The sequence below is a fragment of the Actinomyces urogenitalis DSM 15434 genome, from assembly GCF_000159035.1.
GTDB classification, from domain to species: domain Bacteria; phylum Actinomycetota; class Actinomycetes; order Actinomycetales; family Actinomycetaceae; genus Actinomyces; species Actinomyces urogenitalis.
Window position 1 is genome coordinate 324,840 of the sequence record NZ_DS999575.1, and the last position, 19,303, is coordinate 344,142.

The 19,303-nt window shown below is 68.7% G+C and carries 15 protein-coding genes and 1 tRNA gene; 9 read left to right on the top strand and 7 right to left on the bottom strand.

The window, feature by feature from the left end:
* Positions 1-153: 153 nt before the first annotated feature.
* The 3 genes from HMPREF0058_RS07355 to HMPREF0058_RS11835 form a co-directional block, all read right to left on the bottom strand.
* A complete protein-coding gene (locus tag HMPREF0058_RS07355; protein WP_040319808.1) occupies positions 154-387 on the bottom strand; it encodes an integrase core domain-containing protein in 234 nt (77 codons plus the stop codon).
* A 534-nt stretch (positions 388-921) separates the two neighbouring features.
* Positions 922-1,404: a transposase gene (locus HMPREF0058_RS13470; RefSeq protein WP_141560516.1), complete on the bottom strand. Its 483-nt coding sequence runs from the start codon at positions 1,402-1,404 to the stop codon at positions 922-924.
* Entirely contained in the window at positions 1,307-1,750 is a 444-nt protein-coding gene (locus HMPREF0058_RS11835) for an OmpA family protein (protein ID WP_006549129.1), read from the bottom strand. The genes HMPREF0058_RS13470 and HMPREF0058_RS11835 overlap by 98 nt, the downstream gene beginning before the upstream one ends.
* Before the next feature lie 198 nt (positions 1,751-1,948).
* Between HMPREF0058_RS11835 and HMPREF0058_RS07370 the strand changes: the two genes are divergently transcribed.
* A complete protein-coding gene (locus tag HMPREF0058_RS07370; protein ID WP_006549130.1) occupies positions 1,949-2,497 on the top strand; it encodes a hypothetical protein in 549 nt (182 codons plus the stop codon).
* A 126-nt stretch (positions 2,498-2,623) separates the two neighbouring features.
* On the opposite strand, the gene HMPREF0058_RS07375 is transcribed toward HMPREF0058_RS07370, so the two are convergent.
* Positions 2,624-3,214 (bottom strand): GDSL-type esterase/lipase family protein, encoded by a 591-nt coding sequence (locus HMPREF0058_RS07375; protein ID WP_006549131.1) that lies wholly within the window; start codon positions 3,212-3,214, stop codon positions 2,624-2,626.
* Between the two features lie 202 nt (positions 3,215-3,416).
* Entirely contained in the window at positions 3,417-7,256 is a 3,840-nt protein-coding gene (locus HMPREF0058_RS07380; RefSeq protein WP_229083163.1) for a multifunctional oxoglutarate decarboxylase/oxoglutarate dehydrogenase thiamine pyrophosphate-binding subunit/dihydrolipoyllysine-residue succinyltransferase subunit, read from the bottom strand.
* Between the two features lie 368 nt (positions 7,257-7,624).
* Here HMPREF0058_RS07380 and HMPREF0058_RS07385 point away from each other — a divergent pair, with 368 nt between their 5' ends.
* The 7 genes from HMPREF0058_RS07385 (at position 7,625) to HMPREF0058_RS07410 (ending at position 15,782) form a co-directional block, all read left to right on the top strand.
* On the top strand, positions 7,625-8,953 hold the full coding sequence (locus HMPREF0058_RS07385) for a hemolysin family protein (protein ID WP_006549133.1): 1,329 nt from the start codon (positions 7,625-7,627) through the stop codon (positions 8,951-8,953).
* On the top strand, positions 8,950-10,023 hold the full coding sequence (locus HMPREF0058_RS07390) for a hemolysin family protein (RefSeq protein ID WP_006549134.1): 1,074 nt from the start codon (positions 8,950-8,952) through the stop codon (positions 10,021-10,023). Before HMPREF0058_RS07385 ends, HMPREF0058_RS07390 begins: the two co-directional genes overlap by 4 nt.
* A gap of 156 nt (positions 10,024-10,179) precedes the next feature.
* Positions 10,180-11,337: a M23 family metallopeptidase gene (locus HMPREF0058_RS07395; protein ID WP_231550233.1), complete on the top strand. Its 1,158-nt coding sequence runs from the start codon at positions 10,180-10,182 to the stop codon at positions 11,335-11,337.
* Between the two features lie 53 nt (positions 11,338-11,390).
* The gene (locus HMPREF0058_RS07400) at positions 11,391-12,137 is read left to right on the top strand and encodes a glycerophosphodiester phosphodiesterase family protein (protein WP_211205892.1); all 747 of its coding nucleotides are present in this window, start codon (positions 11,391-11,393) and stop codon (positions 12,135-12,137) included.
* 99 nt (positions 12,138-12,236) lie between these two features.
* Positions 12,237-13,880 (top strand): carboxylesterase/lipase family protein, encoded by a 1,644-nt coding sequence (locus tag HMPREF0058_RS07405; RefSeq protein ID WP_006549137.1) that lies wholly within the window; start codon positions 12,237-12,239, stop codon positions 13,878-13,880.
* Between the two features lie 943 nt (positions 13,881-14,823).
* Positions 14,824-15,183 (top strand): Cd(II)/Pb(II)-sensing metalloregulatory transcriptional regulator CmtR, encoded by a 360-nt coding sequence (cmtR, locus tag HMPREF0058_RS12135; RefSeq protein WP_006549139.1) that lies wholly within the window; start codon positions 14,824-14,826, stop codon positions 15,181-15,183.
* Complete coding sequence (locus HMPREF0058_RS07410) at positions 15,180-15,782, top strand: cadmium resistance transporter (protein ID WP_006549140.1); 603 nt, start codon at positions 15,180-15,182, stop codon at positions 15,780-15,782. The genes cmtR and HMPREF0058_RS07410 overlap by 4 nt, the downstream gene beginning before the upstream one ends.
* 340 nt (positions 15,783-16,122) lie before the next feature.
* On the opposite strand, the gene HMPREF0058_RS07415 is transcribed toward HMPREF0058_RS07410, so the two are convergent.
* Positions 16,123-16,198, bottom strand: a tRNA-Arg gene (locus tag HMPREF0058_RS07415).
* A gap of 67 nt (positions 16,199-16,265) precedes the next feature.
* Positions 16,266-17,549, bottom strand: coding sequence for an Nramp family divalent metal transporter (locus HMPREF0058_RS07420; RefSeq protein ID WP_040319810.1), 1,284 nt, complete (start codon positions 17,547-17,549; stop codon positions 16,266-16,268).
* Between the two features lie 154 nt (positions 17,550-17,703).
* Here HMPREF0058_RS07420 and argS point away from each other — a divergent pair.
* A partial coding sequence (gene argS, locus HMPREF0058_RS07425) for an arginine--tRNA ligase (RefSeq protein ID WP_006549142.1) occupies positions 17,704-19,303 on the top strand: 1,600 nt, incomplete at its 3' end.

Below are 19,303 nucleotides of genomic sequence, written 5' to 3' on the forward strand. Positions count from 1 at the left end.
TGGTGCGTGCTTTGACGAATGGAACGGTCTCTAGGGGAGCGCTAGGGCACTCACCAATCGCGTGTGCACGCACTCATCGGGGGATGCGCGTTTCAACGGGGCTGGGGCCCGGGCAGGGAAGTATGGGCTTGTTCGCACGTTGTTGACGGTTTCCTAGGCGGCTTCGGCCCAGGTTGATTGTTGTTTCAGCTCGTACTCGACAGGGCTGTAGCCGCCGAGTGCGGTGTGGATGCGCTGGCGGTTGTAGAACCGCTCGATCCACTCTCCCACGCCTTGGTAGACCTGGCTGCGGGTCGCGAAGGAACCCCGGCAGAAGTACCCAACCTTGAGGGTCGCCCAGAACGACTCAGCCATGGCATTGTCCCAGCACACCCCGGTCCGTCCCATCGACACGTGGCACCAGCGGCCCTCATATAGGCCGCGAGCTCTCGGGAAGTGAGCTGGGCTCCACGATCAGCATGCAGCACCAGCCCCCAGGCACGCGCCCTCAACGCGTCCTTGCCATCTCAAGGGCCGCGACGAGCGTGCCGGTGTCCCGCGACTGCTCATCGCCCACCCCAGCACACGCCGCGAGTGAGCGTCCCGCACGGCACACAGGTACACCCACCCCTGACCGCAACGCAGACAGGTGAAGCCCGTGACCCACACCTTGTCAACCTCGCCCGTGTCCCACTGACGCCGACAGCGGTCCTCATGATCATCAATCTCCCGCTCCGCACCCTCAGGCCGGCAGAGCTGACGGGCTCGCCGCCGACAAACCCTGACGCCTCATCGAGGCCGCCACAGCCCAGGCCCCCACCCGCGCCCCTGAGCGACGCAGCGCGACAGTGATCCTGCCAGCACCGTAAGCCTGGTTGGAAACGAGTAAGCTCCCACGCTACCAGCCGATCCAGCTCCCGACGACCTGCCGCCCGCGCCAGCCTACGAGCACCACGAGCCCCCCACGCATAGAAACCAGCACGAGTGACCCCAGAAAGCCCTGGCCATCAAGGCAATCGGATAACCGGCCTTCTCCGCCTCCATCAGCGCCAACCGCCAAGCTGCTGGCGCCTGGAAGCATCGAGGGCGCTGGCTCTTCCCCAGGAACTCGTTCTCCATCTCCAGCTCACGCACCCGCCTGCGTAACCTGACGTTCTCAGCAGCAAGCTCCCTCGGACCAGGCACACCAGCAGCCCCAGCCTCACGACGCTCACGCTCCGCCTTGACCCACCGGCCCACCATCTGCTCACCCAGCCCCAGGTCACGAGTCACCGAAGCAATCGTGCAACCAGTACCAATCACCTGACCCGCAACATCACGCCGATACTCAGAGGTAAACCCTCTCCTCTGCCCCACCAGGCACTTCCCTCCTACAGACCCACAGGCCCACAAGACAAAGTGCCAACAAACACAGAATAGGCCCATTAAGGACCTCAGCCAGGCTGGTGAGCACCTCCTGGACGTCGCCGCGCAGCCGGTGGGACCCGAAGTCGAAGAGCACCGAGTCCGACAGGGAGATGAGCGTGCCGCAAGACTCCACCGGACGCGCTGCGTCAATGGAGGGGAAGCGTCCGGCCGAGGCCGCCGGCGGCACCGGATCGGCCTGGACGGTCCACCCCTGCTGCCCGGAGGAGACCAGGGCGGTGCCCTGACCGTCGTTGACGATCGTCAGGCCCGTGCCGAGGTTGGAGTAGGTGGCGGAGCCGTCGCCGTTGTTGACGATCGACACCGTCGCATCGGTGTAGGTGCCCGATCCGTCACCGTCAAGCACGATGGAGGTCGTCCCGTCGGTCGAGGTACCAGCCCCCTGCCCGTCAACGTCAACGCTCAGGCGGCCGTCACTGTAGGTCCCCGACCCGTCACCGTTGTTGACGATCGAGACCGCCCCCTCGGAGTAGACGGCCGCCCCTGCCCGTCATTGACGAACTGGGAGTCGCCGTCGTCCCTGACCACGGAGCCGTCGCCACTGATGACGGTGCGGTGGGCGCTTCCGATCATTGACTCTGCGCTGCGGGTGGTGTGCCGCCCCGACCGGCGCAGTCGCTACGCCTTCGGCGAGATGTCGATCGAGGAGGCTCGCCAGGAGCTGGAGCGCATGGTGGCGCGTCAGGGACGACGGCGAGGTACCCGGCGGGCCAGGGCCGCGGTCGCGCTGGCTGATCCTCTCGCCGAGTCACCGGGTGAGAGCGTGCTGAGATGGGCGGCTGGCGCCGCCGGGCTTCCGGCGCCGGTCAGCCAACGCCGGGTGGAGGTCGACGGACACGAGTACTTCCTCGATCTTGGTTATGAACAGGCACGGCGAGGCTGGGAGTTTGACGGGCTGGGCAAGATCACCGCGCCGCAGGACCTCCGAGAGGAGAAACGGCGTGAGCTGCGGTTGGCACGTGAGGGCTGGGCCATCGATCGTTTCGGGTGGGAGGAGCTGTGGGATGCCACGCGGCTGGTCAGGCGAGCGCAGAGGCTGTGGATGACGTCGGGCTTCGAGCTAGGGACCAGCGCGGCGGAGCTCTGGCTCTAGCCGAGCGTGAGTGTGCAGGTGGGGAGAACCTCTCTCACGCGAGTGTGCAGGTAGGGGCGTGAGTGTGCAGGCCAGAGGTGCACACTCACGCCCCTACCTGCACACTCGCCGGGGGAGGGGGAGGGCCTAGGCGGTCGGCTCGGCCACGCCCATCCACTCGTACCAGCCACGGTGCAGCACGAGCCAGGCCATGAGCCCGTAGCCGGCCTGCCCGGGGTGCGTGCCGCCGGCGCTGGCCGTGTCCGTCTCCCACTGGTCGTGGTTGCGCAGGGCGTTGAAGGTCTCGACGAAGGGGATACCGCGACGGCTGCAGACCTCGCTGACCGCGTGGGAGAGCTTGGCCGTGGCGTCCGGGTCCACGGCGGGCAGCGGCGGCGGACCCACCACGAGGCACGGCCGGTGCTCGCTGGAGGCGGCGTCCAGGATATTGGCCAGTGCCAGGCGGCTACGAGCCGGAGAGACCCCAGCGACGACGTCGGCCACACCCACGCCGATGACCAGGCGGTTGACCCCGCCGTGGATCGTGCGGCGGGCGACCTCCTCGTGCCAGCGGTGGGCAAGCTGCGCCGTCGTCTCCGAGGGGACGGCGAGTGTGAAGGCTGTGGCGTCAACTCCGCGCGTGCGAGCCATGACGCGGCCGGTCCAGCCCAGCGCACGGGCGTCGCCGTAGCCGGCTACGAGCTCGTCGCCGATGAAGTGGATCCGCGTCTGCTCCACGGGAGTCCTTCCTTGTCGCCTGCCTGTGCGCCTGACGCTACCGCCTGGCGCGTGTGCGGTGCGGTAACGACAGGGCACAGTCCGCCCGATCACACGGCGGACAGGCGCCAGTTGGTGCGCGAGTGTGCAGGTGCGGGGGTGGGTGTGTAGCTCTGGGCTGCACACCCACCCCCGCACCTGCACACTCGTGGTGGCAGGAGGCTCAGTCCCGAGCGAAGGCCCGGGCCACGAGCTCGGCCTGGGTGCGCTTGTAGGCTCCGGCCGTGCCGACGGCGGGAGCAGCCGCCTCGGGACGCGAGACAAGCCGGACCGCGCCGGCGGAGGTCATCGCCTCCGGCAGGTGCAGACCGAGGTAGGGCCACACGCCCTGGTTGGCGGCCTCGTCCTGGACCCAGCACACCTGGGCGCCGGCGAAGGGCGCCAGTGCCTGGGCCAGCTCGGCCTCGGGCAGCGGGTAGGGCTGCTCCAGGCGCACGATCGCCACCGAGGAGTCGCCGCGCTTGGAACGCTCGGCCAGGAGGTCGTAGTAGACACGGCCCGAGCACACGAGCACGCGGGTCACGCCGGATCCTGAGGCGATCGCCGGGTCCACCTCGCCGATCACCGGCTTGAAGGAGCCCGTGGTGAACTCCTCCACCGAGCTGGAGGCGGCCTTCAGACGCAGCAGCTGCTTGGGGGTGAAGACCACCAGCGGGCGGCGCGGACGGCGGTAGGCCTGCTCGCGCAGCATGTGGAAGTGGTTGGCCGGAGTCGAGGGCATGACCAGCCACATATTGTCCTGGGCGCACATCTGCAGGTAGCGCTCGATGCGTGCCGAGGAGTGGTCCGGCCCCTGGCCCTCCTGGCCGTGGGGGAGCAGGAGGACGAGCCCGGAGCGCTGACCCCACTTCTGGGTGGCGGAGGTGACGTACTCATCGATCACGGACTGCGCGCCGTTGGCGAAGTCGCCGAACTGGGCCTCCCATATGGTCAGCGCCTCCGGACGCTCCACCGAGTAGCCGTACTCGAAGGCCATCGCCGCGTACTCGCTGAGCAGGGAGTCGTAGATCTCCAGCGGAGCCTGGTCCGGAGTCAGGAAGTCCAGCGGCGTCCACTCCTGGCCGTTGGCGTTGTCGTGCAGGACCGCGTGGCGCTGGGCGAAGGTGGCACGGCGTGCGTCCTCACCTGCCAGGCGCACGGGCACGCCCTCCATGAGGAGGGAGCCCAGGGCGATGAGCTCGCCCAGCCCCCAGTCGATGCCGCCCTCACGCGTGGCCTGCTGGCGCTTGGCCAGCATTGTGGCGAGCTTGGGGTGGATCTTGAAACCTTCGGGGTAGGCGACCTGGGAGTCGCCGATGCGCTCGACGACGTCGCGGCCGACCGCGCTGGTCCACCCGATCATCATGCCGGCGCCCGCCTCCTGGGAGGCCGGGACCTCCAGGCTCGTGCGGGCCAGCCCAACCTGGGTGGGATCGGCCTGTGACTGACCCTCGGCCTCGTCCTGCGCGCGCTCGCCGGCACCGGTGGCCTCGCCCTGGTGAGCGGCGCGGGTCTCGGCGAAGATTCGCTCCAGCTCGTCGTGGAAGGCGTCCTCGATCGCCTTGGCGTCCTCGGCCGTGATGTCACCGCGGCCCACCAGGTCGCGGGTGTAGACCTCGCGGGTTGAGGGCAGGGAGTCGATGAGGTGGTACATGACCGGCTGGGTCATTGACGGGTCGTCGCCCTCGTTGTGCCCGCGGCGGCGGTAGCAGATGAGGTCGATGATGACGTCCTTGTGGAAGGTCGCGCGGTACTCGTAGGCGTGGCGCGCCGCGCGGGCCACGGTCTCAGGGTCGTCAGCGTTGACGTGGAAGATCGGCACCTGCAAGCCCTTGGCCAGGTCCGTGGCGTAGGTGGTCGAGCGTCCCGAGGCCGAGCCGGTGGTGAAGCCGATCTGGTTGTTGACGACGACGTGCACGGTCCCGCCCGTGCGGTAGGCGCGCAGCTGGCTCATGTTGAGGGTCTCGTAGACCACGCCCTGGCCGGCGAAGGCGGCATCGCCGTGCACGAGTACCGGCATGACGGTGTAGCCCTTGTCTCCCAGGCCGATACGGTCCTGCTTGGCGCGTACGATGCCCTCGACCACGCCGTCGACCGTCTCCAGGTGGGAGGGGTTGGCGGCCAGGGACACTCGGGTGGTCACGCCCTCGGTGCCGGTGTAGACACCCTCAGTGCCCAGGTGGTACTTCACGTCTCCGGTGCCCGCGCCGACGATGACGCCGTTACCGTCGAACTCGTCAAAGACCTGGCCGTAGGACTTGCCGGCGATATTGGTCAGCACGTTGAGGCGGCCACGGTGGGCCATACCGATGACCACCTCGTCCAGGCCGTCGTGGGCCGCCTCGTCCAGCAGCCGGTCCAGCAGCACGATGAGGGACTCCCCGCCCTCCAGGCTGAAGCGCTTTTGGCCGACGTACTTGGTCTGCAGGAAGGTCTCGAAGGCCTCTGCCTGGGCGAGCTTGGTGAGGATCCGGCGCCGCTCGGCGCTGGTGGTGACCTCCCACTCCGCCTCCAGGCGCTCCTGCCACCAGCGGCGCTGGGCGGGGTCCTGGATGTGCATGTACTCCACGCCCACCGTGCGGCAGTAGGCCTCGCGCAGGCGCTCCAGGATCTGGCGCAGCGTGGCGCGCTCGGTACCGCCGAGCCCGCCGGTGGGGAAGGTGCGGTCCAGGTCCCACAGGCTCAGGCCGTAGCTGGACAGGGACAGGTCGGGGTGACGGCGCAGCCGGAAGGTCAGCGGGTCCGTGTCCGCGGCCAGGTGGCCGCGCTGGCGGAAGGCGTGGATGAGCTCGGCCACGCGCGCGGGCTTGCCGGTTTCCAGCTCCGGGTCGTAGGTGGTGTCACGCTCCCAGCGGATGGGCTCGTGAGGCACACGCATCGAGGAGAAGCAGCGGTCCCAGAACCCGTCCAGTCCCAGGAGCTTGCGTTCGACCAGCCGCAGGAACTCTCCGGAGAGCGCTCCCTGGATGACGCGGTGGTCATAGGTGGAGGTCAGTGTCACCGTCTTGCCCACGCCCTGGCGTGCCAGCGTCTCCTCGCTGGCCCCGGCGAAGGCGGCAGGGTAGGTCATCGAGCCCACGCCGATGATCGCGCCCTGCCCGGGCATGAGCCGGGGCACCGAGTGCAGGGTCCCGATCATGCCGGGGTTGGTCAGGGTCACGGTCGTGCCCCGGAAGTCCTCGACCTCCAGCTTGCCGTCGCGCGCCTTGCGGACCAGGGCCTCGTAGGCGGCGACGAATCCGGCCAGGTCCAGCTCGTCGGCGCGCTTGATGGAGGGAACCAGCAGGCGGCGCTCCCCGTTGGCGGCGGGGACGTCAACGGCCAGGCCGAATCCCACGTGGGCAGGCTCGCGCAGGACCGGCTTGCCGGCGCCATCCACGGAGTACGAGACATTCATCCCCGGCATCTCGGCCATGGCCTCGACCACGGCCCAGCCGATGAGGTGGGTGAAGGAGACCTTGCCGCCACGGGTGCGGGACAGGTGCTGGTTGATGATGGCCCGGTTCTCGATGAGGACCTTGGCTGGCACCGCGCGAGCGGAGGTCGCCGTCGGGATCGACAGGGACTCCTCCATGTTCTTGGCGGTACGTGCCGCGGCGCCCTTCATCCGGACCTCGGCGTCCTCCTCGCGGACCTGGCCGGCTAGGTCAAGCGCGCGCAGCAGGGCACGCTGGTGGGCGTAGGGGGAGGTGGGCGGAGCGGCGTCAGAGGTGGGGGCTGGGGGAAGGTCGGAGCGCGTGACGTCCTGGGCAGGGGAGGCCTGGCGGTGTGGTGCGGCGCCGGCTCCGGTCTCGGGCAGGGCGTCCTCGGCCTGCGGGGACTGGCTGGGCTGGGGGACGGGCGACGACGGCGTCGCTGCGGGGGCGGGGGAGGGGGCGTCAGGCTGTGGGACCTTGGTCGCAGGCTGGGCGGGGGCGGGCTGGCTGCTCGGGCCAGGAAGGCGGCCAGACTCAAACAGGGAGCGCCACTGAGGTGAGACTGAGGTGGGGTCCTTCAGCCAGGCGTCCCGCATCTCCTCCACCATCCACTCATTGGCTCCGAAGTCCGGGGTGGTGCTGTTGTGGCTCGACACTGTGGTCTCTCCTCGTTGGTGCCTCGTTGCAGCGCTGCGCAGGCGTGCCCGGGTGGGTGGGGCGGGTCTCGGCGCTGTGTCCTAGACCATCCTAGGGGGGAGGGGGTGATGGTGTGAGCAAAACGCGGGACTAAAGACACTGGACTGGTTGACTCCTTGGCGGCACGCGGTGGTGTCGGTGATACCGTGCTCATCACTATGCGACGACATGCCCGCCGACCGCGCTCTCGCGCCACCGGCCAGCTGACCGAACCTGACCATCCGCACCCTGAGACCGCCAGTGTGAGCGGCTCGTGCTCGGCTCCTGACGGGTGGGCCGCATGATCCACTGGCTCATGATCGCCCTGGGCGTGGTCCTGACCGCAGGCACGGCCGTCTTTGTGGCCGGAGAGTTCTCGCTGGTGGCCCTGGACCCCTCGACCGTGGAGACACGGGCGGTTCAGGGGGACCGCCGTGCGGTGACCGTGCGCAAGGCCCTGGGACGCCTGTCCACGCTCCTGTCAGGGGCGCAGGTAGGCATCACGCTGACCACGATCCTGCTGGGCTACACGATGCAGGACGCGCTGGCCACGCTGCTGGAGGAGGTCATGACGGGCTGGGTGGCGCAGTCCGTGGCCGCCGGCGTCGCGGCCGTGACGGCACTGGTCTTCGTCAACGCCTTTTCCATGGTGCTCGGCGAGCTCATCCCGAAGAACGCGACCCTGGCGGACCCGCTGCGCGCCGCCGGCATGGTGGCACCGGCGCTCATGGCCTTCACGACGCTCCTCAAGCCCGTCATCATCGTCCTCAACGACACCGCGAACCTGGTCCTGCACCGGCTGGGCATCGAGCCGGCGGAGGAGATCAGTGGGACACGGTCGGCTGGTGAGCTGGCGGCGCTGGTGCGTCACAGCGCCGAGGAGGGCACGCTCGACCTCTCCACTGCCACCCTGCTCACCCGCTCGATCGGCGTGGGGCGTCTGACCGCCGTCGACGTCATGACAGACCGAGGACGTCTGCACACCCTGGAGGCGGACGCGACGGCGGACGCCGTGGTGGAGCTGGCCCGGGCCACCGGGCACTCGCGCTTCCCGGTCATCGGCGAGGACGTCGACGACGTGCTCGGGGTGGTCCACCTGCGCCGGGCCATCGCCGTGCCCTTCGAGCGCCGTTCCTCGGTGTCCGTGGCCTCCTCCTCGCTCATGACCCCGGCGCCGCGCGTGCCCGAGACGATGCCGCTGGCCTCGCTCCTGGTTGAGCTGCGGGCGACGGGCAGCCAGATGACCCTCGTCGTGGACGAGTACGGGGGGACGGCTGGGGTCGTGACGCTGGAGGACGCCGTCGAGGAGATCGTGGGCGACGTCGCCGACGAGCACGACAGGCGCCGCGGCGGGGTCCACATGGACACTGACGGCAACTGGATCGTGCCGGGCTGGATGCGTCCGGACGAGCTGGCGGCGCGCGCTGACATCCACGTGCCCGACGACGGCCCGTACGAGACCCTCGGCGGTCTGGTCATGGCGGAGCTGGGACGCATCCCGCAGATCGGCGACGTCGTCACCACCGCGCGCGCCCAGCTGACCGTGGAGGCGATGGAGGGGCGGCGCGTCACGCGCCTGCGTGCCCGTGGCCTCGACCTGGGCGAGGACGCCGTGAAGGAGGAGCGATGAGCACCCCCGCCGCCCTGACCGTCACGGTTCTCCTCCTGCTAGGCAACGCTTTCTTCGTCGGCGCGGAGTTCGCGGTCACCTCCTCGCGCCGCTCCCAGCTTGAGCCCCTGGCTGAGGCGGGTGACTCCAAAGCGGCGACGGCGTTGTGGGCGCTGGAGCACGTCTCGCGCATGCTGGCCACGGCCCAGCTGGGCGTGACCCTGTGCTCGACGGGGCTGGGGGTGGTGGCCGAGCCGGCGATCGCCCACATGCTGACCCCGCTGCTGGAGAAGATCGGTGTGGGGGCGACCGGCGCCCATGCGGTGGCCGTCGTCATCGCGCTGGTGATCGTGGTCTACCTCCACGTCGTCGCCGGTGAGATGGTGCCCAAGAACATCTCCATCTCCGCGCCCGAGACCGCGGTGCGATGGCTGGCTCCGCCGCTGGTGTGGATCTCGCGGGTCTTCGGCCCGGTGATCACGGCCCTCAACGGCTTCGCCAACTGGGTGCTGCACCGGATGGGGATCGAGACCCGGGACGAGGTCTCAGCCACCTTCAACGCCGCCGAGGTCGCCTCGATCGTCGAGCGCTCGACCGCCGAGGGGGTGCTGGAGGATGACTCAGGCCTGCTGACCGGGGCCCTGGAGTTCTCCGAGGAGACCGCGGGATCGGCCATGGTGGCTCTGGAGGACCTGGTGACCCTGCCGCAGGGGTGCACGCCCGAGGAGGTCGAGCGCGCCGTCACCGAGACCGGCTACTCGCGCTTCCCGCTGGTGCGTCCGGGCACGCAGGAGCGTCCGCAGGTCACCGGCTACCTCCACCTCAAGGACGTCCTGTACGCCGACGCCGCCGAACGCAGCCAGCCTGTGCCGGCCTGGCGGGCCCGGGCGCTGGTGCCGGTGCGTGCCGAGGCTGAGATCGAGGACGCGCTGGCCTCGATGCAGCGCACCGGTGCGCACCTGGGGCGGGTGGAGGACTCCGACGGGCGGATGCTCGGCGTGCTCTTCCTGGAGGACATCCTGGAGGAGCTGGTCGGTGAGGTGAATGACGCGATGCAGCGCGAGGAGTACCAGCGTCGCGATCGCTCATAAGGACCGTGGTGCTGTCCACAGTTGTGGGCCTAGCCCTGGCGTGTTCGTCATGTGATCGTTATCGTCCCCTGTGGCGGTTCCTCTTGACGAGCCGCCGCCCGACCGTGCGACCGGCTCCGGCAGCACGGTGACCAGCAGCTTGTGGAGGCCCGTGGCGTGAGTTCCCAGCCGATGACGCGCCGTCAGCGACGCGACGCCGAGCGCGCGGCGCAGGCTGCGGCGCAGGCCCCGCTCGCGGTCAACGGGCAGGAGCCCGAGGACTTCTCCTCGGCGGATACCGAGGGCATCCCGCCGGTTCCGCAGGCTGAGCCCGGACAGGTCCCGCCGACGGCGGTGGCTGAGCACCTGGAGCAGGAGCTCGCCCAGGACCCGTGGCCGACGACCCTGTCCCGCACGCAGCGGCGTGCGATCGAGCGGTCCCGCCGTCGTCCCTCTGGCCGCGACCGCCAGGAGACTGGCGTACGCGGCTCGACCCGCCCCGTACCCGCCTCAGGTTCGTGGGCCGGCAGCGGCACCTCACTCGGCACGGCCGGGCGCATCGGCGTCCTGGTGGTCCTGGCCTCGGTCACCGTGCTGGCTCCGCTCAGCTCGCGCATCAGCCTGTCCAGCCAGGCCAGCGCCTCGGTGGTCCAGGCCCAGGCGGCGGCGACCAGCGCCGCGACGGCGGCTGCCTCCTCCGTGGCAGCCGCGGTCCTGGGATCGGACGCCGACCTGGACGAGTCGACCGATGCTGCCCTGTCCAACGTCCCGGACGCCGCAACCCTGGCACGTATTCGCGAGGCCTACGTCAACGCCCAGACCTGTACGGTCCAGCCGGCAGGCGCCTCGGGTGACACCGCCGCCTTCACCCAGGCCCCCGAGGTCGTCAACCCGATGGTGGCCGGCACCTACACGATCTCCTCGCCCTACGGCTACCGCATCCACCCCACGCTCGGCTACCTCAAGCTGCACGCTGGGCAGGACTATGCGGCCGCCGTCGGCACCCCGATCTACGCAGCGGCCGCCGGCAAGGTGGTCACGGCCGGAATGTCCTCCGACGGCACGGGCACCGTGGTCATCGAGCACGAGCTCGACGGCGAGACCTGGTACACGAGCTACCTGCACATGTACGAGGACGGCATCTACGTCCACGTAGGCGACGAGGTCAGTGCCGGCCAGCTCATTGCCGGGGTCGGCTCGACCGGGCGCTCGACCGGTGCGCACCTGCACTTCGAGGTCCGCACCGCCAACGACGGCGCCGATGAGACCACCGTTGACCCCACCTCCTGGCTCGCCGAGCACGGCGCTGCCGAGCTGACCTCCAGCTGCCTGTGACCGAAGGGCAGGTGGGAGCGCGCGACGGGCTTGCGCGCCAGCACGGTGAGCGTATGAGCACACCGCGACGTTGCCTGGTGATCCCTCATCGCGGTGGCGCTGGTGAGGTCCCCGAGAACACCTGGGCCGGGGCGGAGCACACCGCGGGGCTTGGCCTGCCCTGGATGGAGACGGACCTGCGCCGCAGCGCCGACGGCGTGGTGGTCCTGTCCCACGATCCTGACCTGGGGCGCAGCGCCGGCAGGACGGAGCCGATCTCGGCCTTGACCTGGAAGGAGCTCTCAGGTCTGGACGTCGGTGACGGGCGTCCTCCGGTGCGGCTGGACGATCTGCTGTACGCCTTCCCGGACCTGCGGATCAACGTCGACCTCAAGGAGCCTGGGGTGGTCCAGGACGCGCTGCAGGTGGTGAGGATGGCTGGAGCCCTGGAACGGGTGCGCTTCGCCTCCTTCTCCGCACGTCGTCTGGCGGTGCTGCGGCGGCAGGAGCCACGGGCTCGGACCTCCTTGGGAACCGTTGACGTGGCCGGTATCGTGCTGCGCGCCGAGGCAGCGGTCTCGCTTCCTCATAGCCGCTGGGGATGGCCGAACGGGAGGGCCGACGCCGTCCAGGTTCCCACGACCTTCCGTGGCGTGAACGTGGTGACCCCACGATTCGTGGCGCAGGCGCACTCCTACGGCCTTGAGGTCCACGTGTGGACCGTCAACGAGCCGGCCGAGATGCGTCGCCTGGCGGCTCTCAACGTCGACGCGCTCATCACTGACGTCCCGCAGCGTGCTCTGGAGGTCCTGGGCGGCTAGGTCGGGGTCTTGGGCCGGGCCTGGGCGCAACCGACGCATATTGACCGGTAGGGCAGTAAGGTGATCCCGACGATCGCGTCCAGATCAGAGAGGATCACTATGAGCGAGCCCACCCGTCAGCACGTCGCCTCCACGCCGATCGCAGCGCCCACCACGGAGGAAGGGCCTCGCGTCGAGACCACCGCCGGGCCGGTGCGAGGCCTGTGGCGCAGGATCGTCTCCGCCCCTGACCGCCAGGGGCCGGCCCCGCTGTTCACTCGCTCGGCGGCCTTCTACGGCATCCCCTACGCCGAGGTACCTTTCGGCGAGCGGCGCTTCATGGCCCCGGTACGCCGGGCGGGCTGGACGCAGGAGCGTACGGCGCTCACGCCGTCGGCCACCCCGCAGCGTGGCTCGATCTTTGACGATCCCGCCATCCCCGAGCCCTCGGTGCCGGGGGAGGACTTCCTGACCGTCAACGTCTTCACCCCGACCCCAGGGGACGAGGGCGCCAGGCTGCCGGTGCTCGTGTGGATCCACGGCGGTGGCTGGTCCTCCGGCTCCCACAACTCTCCGTGGTACGACGGCGCCGCCTTCAACCGCGACGGTGTTGTCACCGTGTCGGTCGCCTACCGGCTGGGCTACGACGGCTACGGCTGGGTGCCGGGCTCGGACGCGCCCTACAACCGCGCGGTCCTGGACCAGGTGATGGCGCTGGAGTGGGTGCGTGACAATATCGCGCGCTTCGGTGGGGACCCGGAGCAGGTGACGGTGGCCGGCCAGAGCGCCGGAGGGGGCAACTCGATGGTGCTCCTGGCGGTTCCTCGGGCCAAGGGGCTGTTCCACCGGATCATCAGCCAGTCCGGTGCCCTGCCTGAGCGCAGCGCGAGCACCACCCAGGAGATGAGCCGCACGCTGGCCCAGGTGCTGGGCGTGGAGCTGAGCCTGGAGGGGATACGCTCGGCCACCTATGACGAGGTCTTCGAGGCCTCCCGCAAGGTCACTGCTCCCGACGGCGCAGGGCTGGCGGGCCTGGCGGACCCGGTGGAGGCGCTGCGCGGTGTGCTCAGCCAGTCCGGATCGGACATCCCCTTCCTGCCTACCGTTGACGGCGAGGTGATCGCCCTGGATGAGGTCGAGGCGCTGCGCAGCGGCTGGGGCGCGAAGGTCCCGGTCCTGGCCGGCTCGACCATGCACGACTTCGCCTTTGCCGGCCTGGGCATGGCAGAGGCGATGAAGGGCAAAGACCTGCGTGAGGTGCTGGTGGCCGGTGGGCTGAGCGAGGAGATCGCCGAGCGTGTCATCGCGGCGCACCCTGAGCACGCCGATGCCCCGCACATGGTGGTCGGTGACCTGATCTCTGACGCCACCTTCCACAAGGTCGTCGCCGAGTGGTTCCTGGCGCGCCAGGAGGCTGCTGCAGGGGAGGGGACGACGTCGGCCGGCTCCTACGCCTACGAGTTCGCCTACTGTGCTGGGCCCCTGCATATGGCAACCCACTGCATGGATATCCCCTTCACCTTCGACTGCCTGGCTGATCCCTACTGCGAGCACACGCTGGGCGGTGGAGCACCGCAGGAGCTGGCGGACGCGATGCACGGCGTCTGGGTACGTTTTATCCGCACCGGTGAGCCGGGGTGGGAGTCGTGGACCGAGCGCAACGTGGGACGTCTCTTCGGAGACAACCGGTCGGGCGAGATGACGCTGCATGAGGACCGGGTGCTCTTTGACACCGACCGGGACATCGTGCTGGCACGCCGGTAGCCCGGCAGGTACGGCGGAGTCGGGTCTGCGTGCAGGCGCCCATGCGAGCGTGCTGAAGCGATTGGGGCGTGCTTCCCAGGTTCTGGGTGGCACGCCCCATTCGTGGGTGAGCGCATCAATGGGTGTTGGTGCGTAGGAACGACGAATGCCCGCCACCGCTTTTCGTTGCGGTGGCGGGCATTCGTGGGACTTTCACGAAACTTCCCGACCAGCTATATCAGGTCCACGGCTACACCCCGGTTACACCGGGTTTCGCCCCCCGGTTACACGACAGAAGTCAATTGTATGACGTGAACAGGAGCGCTCCTTGGAACGGGAAGTCAGGAAATTCCGCTTCCGCCTCTTCCTGCCTCTCGGCAAGCTCCACGCTCCACCGTGAACGCTCGACAAGCTCGTCAAAGGTGAGCACCTCCGGTGACTTACGGTTCGAGCGGAAACTTTCAAACCTACGGAACTTCTAGTCGATTCGGTTGCCTTCGGCGCGGCACAAATCGCACATGGGCCGATCACCAGAAACGAGCGTGGTTCAACCAAGTATGCACCGTCGCCAGTGTTGTCTCTCGTTATCCCTCTCGGCAATCCATTCGGCAAGGCTCTCCTTGGCGGCGCGAACCGTCGTCGAACCCCGAGGTGTCCCCGTTGCAAACGGGAATCGAGTCTAGGCTGCGGATGAGGTAGATAAGTTTGTTCGAGCCTTCCCGGTTCAAGATGATGAGGCCATCGAGAGTTGTCCCGTTCGGGTCATTGCTTGGGGCCTGAAAACGGATCTCGCGAACTACGCCAGGCTCGTGCGCAACTTGAATCTCGAGCTGGCGACGCTGTTTTCGCAACTTTGCCGGAATCTCTGCCATCTCTGATACTTCCACTGTCTCTTGAGCAGCACACACAGCTGCACCGCTACCCGGAACTTGACTAGTTCAGTGCTCGCTGTATAGTTCAGTGTATGCTGACTATTGCTTCGCGTCTCGACGTGATGAACCGCCTGGGTCGTGCACTGGCCGACCCCACTCGATCCCGGATCATCTTGACCCTGCTCGACCATCCCGCTTACCCGGCGGAACTGTCCCGAGATCTGGACCTGACACGCTCGAACGTGTCCAATCACCTGGCATGCTTGCGCGATTGTGGGATTGTCGTCTCCGAGCCCGAGGGGCGTCGGACGCGATATGAGATCGCCGATCCGCACCTGGCGCAGGCGCTGACTACATTGGTCGATGCCACCTTGGCAGTAGACGAAGACGCCCCGTGCATCGATTCCGCCTGCTCGGTTCCCGGGTGCTACCTAGCTGGGGAGGACGCATGATCCTCACCTCGGTCTTGCAGGCGATAGGCCTGTTCGCAGCTACCAACATCGACGACATCATCGTGCTCTCTCTCTTCTTCGCGCGAGGGGCAGGCCAGCGCGGCACAACCGCGCGCATTCTGGCCGGCCAGTACCTCGGATTCGCAGGCATCCTCGGTGCCGCGGTTCTGGTGACCACCGGCGCCGGAGCATTCTTGCCCTCGACGGCCATCCCGTACTTCGGTCTCATCCCTCTGGGCCTCGGCCTCTGGGCCGCATGGCAGGCCTGGTGCGGAGACGATGACGACGATGACGACGAGGCCAAGGTTGCCGGCAAGAAGGTCGGCATAGGGACAGTCGCTGGCGTCACCTTTGCCAACGGTGGCGACAACATTGGCGTCTACACCCCTGTATTCCTCAGCGTGGAACCTCTCGCAGTAGTCGCCTACTGCGTTATCTTCCTCGCGCTCGTTGCGATCCTGGTGGCCCTGGCAAAGTTCGTCGCCACCCGCCCCCCGATCGCGGAAGTGCTCGAACGCTGGGAGCACATCCTCTTTCCCATCGTTCTCATCGGCCTCGGCATCGTGATCCTCGTCAGTGGCGGAGCCTTCGGGCTCTGACGGAGCAGCAGTGTTCCAAACGGCCCCGACCGGGCGCACCCCTCTCGGTTCAGGCCCCAACAACTACCCGCAGCCAGTCCTGCGTGATCACAGCAACAAGACCGCTATGAAGCGCTGCAAAAACCGCGCCACCAGATGAGTACGGAAACTCTTCCGCGGCTCGGTCCGCGCTCATAAACAATCCGCGCTATAACCCGAGCAGGAACGGCGTTCGGGCAAAGAAAAATGACCCCTCCGAACGAACGGAGCGGGTCATTTTTGTGTTCGCGGCCGTTTTCCTTCGGCCGGCAGGAGGTTTCGTGAAAAGATTGGAACAGTTTCGTGAAACCCCCTTCGTGGTTGGTGCCCCGGACAGGATTCGAACCTGCGACCTTCTGCTCCGGAGGCAGACGCTCTATCCACTGAGCTACCGGGGCCCGCTGGCAGACTGTACCAGCGCCGCTGCCAGGAGTGAAAACGAGGAGGCCGAGCCGAAGGCGTGCCTCAGCCCTGGCCGCTCAGCGTCAGCCACAGCAGGGCGATGTTGAGCACGATGATGACGGCGGCCACCACCCGACTCACCCAGCGCAGCAGGACGCCGTCACGCCAGCGGCCCATGACCTGCTCCGAGCCGGTCAGGCGCATGAGCGGCACGATGGCGAAGGGGATGCCGAAGGAGAGCACCACCTGGCTCACCACCAACGCCCAGGTCGGCTCCGACCCGAGGGCGATGATGACCAGCGCCGGGATGAGGGTGATGACTCTCTGGACGATGATCGGCACGCGCACGTCCAGCAGTCCCTGCATGATCTCCGAGCCCGCGTAGGCCCCCACCGAGGTCGAGGCGAGCCCCGAGGCCAGCAGGCCGACCGCGAAGACGATCCCGACGCCGCTGCCCAGCGACTCCGTGATGGCCGCGTGCGCCCCCTCGATCGTGTCCGTCCCCTCCACTCCGGCCAGCGCGGAGGCGGCGAGGAGAAGGAGCGCGATGTTGACGCAGCCGGCCACGGCCAGCGCCCATACGACGTCCACCCGTGTGGCGTGGATGAGCCGGCCGGTGCGTGAGCCCTTCGCTCCTGCGGCGTCGCGGTGCGCCCGGCCCTCGCCGATCTCGTCGTGGTGGTCGCGCACCAGCGAGGAGTGCAGGTAGATGGCGTGGGGCATGACGGTCGCGCCCAGCATCGAGGCGGCCACAAGGAGGGAGTCCGCGCCGCGCAGCCGCGGGATGAGGCCGGCGGCGGTCTGCCCCCAGTCGGGCGGGGAGACGAAGAGACCGCCCACGAAGCCGATGGTGATGATGACCAGCAAGCCGACGACGATGCCCTCGAAGGTGCGCTGGGAGCGTCGCTCCTGGATAAGCAGCAGGCCGATCGAGACGACGCCGACGATGCAGCCCCCGGCCAGCAGCGGCAGGCCGAAGAGCAGGTGGAGGGCGATCGCCCCTCCGATCACCTCGGCCAGGTCGGTCGCGATGGCGACGAGCTCGGCCTGGAGGAAGAAGGCGATCCTGCTCGCCGGCCTCATCCGGGGCCGCAGGGCCTGGGGCAGAGAGCGTCCGGTGACGATGCCGAGCTTGGCGCTCTGGTACTGGATGAGCACGGCCATGGCGTTGGCCAGGACGAGCACCCACACCAGCAGGTAACCGTAGCGGGCGCCGGCGGTGACGTTGGCGGCCACGTTCCCAGGGTCCACGTAGGCCACGGCGGCCACGAAGGCCGGTCCGAGCAGCGCCAGGAGACGGTGGCGCGGTGGGGCGGGGGAGGGGTGGGGACGGTGACGCTGTGCGATGGTCTCGACGTCGTCGGGCACGGCAAGCTCCTTGGGAGGTTTCGGCTAGCCGAAATGTTAGCGTGCACCGGCGGCGCTGGCTGGGCGGCTTGCCGTGACGTGAGGCGCAGTTGTGCGTCATGGCAGCCCTGAGCTCCTCCGCTACCCTGGAGCCGTGACCCCAGAAGAGCTTGCTGAAGCGATCCGCACCGTCCTCCTCGCAGCCGTCGCCGACGGCGACCTCAACCTGCCTCAGGAGGAGGTCCCGCTGCCCAAGGTCGAGCGTCCGCGAAGCCGCGAGCACGGAGACTGGGCCACCAACGTCGCCATGCAGCTGGCCAAGAAGGCGGGCACCAACCCGCGCGCGCTCGGCGAGCTGCTCGCTGCCCGCCTGGGCGAGGTCGACGGTGTCGCCTCGGTCGAGGTTGCTGGCCCGGGCTTCCTCAACATCCGCCTGGACGCCGCCAGCGCCGGAGAGCTGGCCCGCACGATCCTGAGGGCCGGCGCCTCCTACGGGCGCAACGACTCCCTGGCTGGCACCCACGTCAACCTGGAGTACGTCTCCGCCAACCCCACCGGCCCGGTGCACCTGGGCGGTGCCCGCTGGGCCGCCGTCGGCGACTCGCTGGCCCGTATCCTGGCCGCCTGCGGCGCGCAGGTGACCCGTGAGTACTACTTCAACGACCACGGCACCCAGATCGACCGCTTCGCCCGCTCCCTGCTCGCCGCCGCCCGCGGCCAGGAGACCCCGGAGGACGGTTACGGCGGCGCCTACATCGGCGAGATCGCCCAGACCGTCACCTCCGGCGAGCTGGAGGCCGGCCGCCCTGACCCGGCCGCGCTGCCCGACGCCGAGGCGACCGAGGTCTTCCGCGCTCGCGGTGTGGACCTCATGTTCGACTCCATCAAGGCCGAGCTCCACGAGTTCCACTCTGACTTCGACGTCTTCTTCCATGAGGACTCCCTTCACGAGTCCGGTGCCGTGGCGGCCGCCATCGAGCGGCTGCGCGAGCGCGGGGTCATCGAGGAGCACGACGGCGCCACCTGGCTGCGCACCACCGACTTCGGTGATGACAAGGACCGCGTGCTCATCAAGTCCGACGGCGACGCGGCCTACTTTGCCGGCGACGTCGCCTACTACCTGGACAAGCGCCAGCGCGGCGCCGACTGTGCCATCTACCTGCTGGGTGCCGACCACCACGGCTACATCGGCCGCATGATGGCCATGTGCGCCGCCTTCGGTGACACCCCGGGCGTCAACATGCAGATCCTCATCGGCCAGCTGGTCAACCTGGTTAAGAACGGCCAGCCCGTGCGCATGTCCAAGCGCGCCGGCACGATCGTGACCCTGGAGGACCTGGTCTCGGCTGTGGGCGTGGACGCCGCGCGCTACGCGCTCACGCGCTCCTCCATGGACTCGATGATCGACATCGACCTGGACCTGCTGGCCTCCTCCTCCAACGAGAACCCGGTCTACTACGTCCAGTACGCCCACGCCCGTACCCGCAACGTGGCCCGCAACGCCGCCGAGCACGGTGTGGAGCGCGAGGGCGCTATCGCCTTCGACCCTGCCGCCCTGGACGACGCCGCTGACTCCGCCCTGCTCGGCGTGCTCGCCCAGTACCCGGCCGTGGTGGCACAGGCAGCTTCCCTGCGCGAGCAGCACCGCGTGGCCCGCTACCTGGAGGAGCTGGCGGGCGCCTACCACGCCTGGTACGCCGCCACCCGCGTCACCCCGCGCGGCCAGGACCCGGTCGACGCCGGGCACGTGGCCC

What these genes read in the sequence shown, in the direction of transcription:
- HMPREF0058_RS07380 (WP_229083163.1), bottom strand. Translation starts at nt 7,256, where the DNA reads ATGGTGGAGGAGATGCGGGACGCCTGGCTGAAGGACCCCACCTCAGTC.
- HMPREF0058_RS07355 (WP_040319808.1), bottom strand. Translation starts at nt 387, where the DNA reads ATGGGACGGACCGGGGTGTGCTGGGACAATGCCATGGCTGAGTCGTTC.
- HMPREF0058_RS07390 (WP_006549134.1), top strand. Translation starts at nt 8,950, where the DNA reads ATGAGCACCCCCGCCGCCCTGACCGTCACGGTTCTCCTCCTGCTAGGC.
- HMPREF0058_RS07410 (WP_006549140.1), top strand. Translation starts at nt 15,180, where the DNA reads ATGATCCTCACCTCGGTCTTGCAGGCGATAGGCCTGTTCGCAGCTACC.
- HMPREF0058_RS07405 (WP_006549137.1), top strand. Translation starts at nt 12,237, where the DNA reads ATGAGCGAGCCCACCCGTCAGCACGTCGCCTCCACGCCGATCGCAGCG.
- cmtR (WP_006549139.1), top strand. Translation starts at nt 14,824, where the DNA reads ATGCTGACTATTGCTTCGCGTCTCGACGTGATGAACCGCCTGGGTCGT.
- HMPREF0058_RS07370 (WP_006549130.1), top strand. Translation starts at nt 1,949, where the DNA reads ATGACGGTGCGGTGGGCGCTTCCGATCATTGACTCTGCGCTGCGGGTG.
- HMPREF0058_RS07400 (WP_211205892.1), top strand. Translation starts at nt 11,391, where the DNA reads ATGAGCACACCGCGACGTTGCCTGGTGATCCCTCATCGCGGTGGCGCT.
- HMPREF0058_RS13470 (WP_141560516.1), bottom strand. Translation starts at nt 1,404, where the DNA reads ATGGGCCTATTCTGTGTTTGTTGGCACTTTGTCTTGTGGGCCTGTGGG.
- HMPREF0058_RS07385 (WP_006549133.1), top strand. Translation starts at nt 7,625, where the DNA reads ATGATCCACTGGCTCATGATCGCCCTGGGCGTGGTCCTGACCGCAGGC.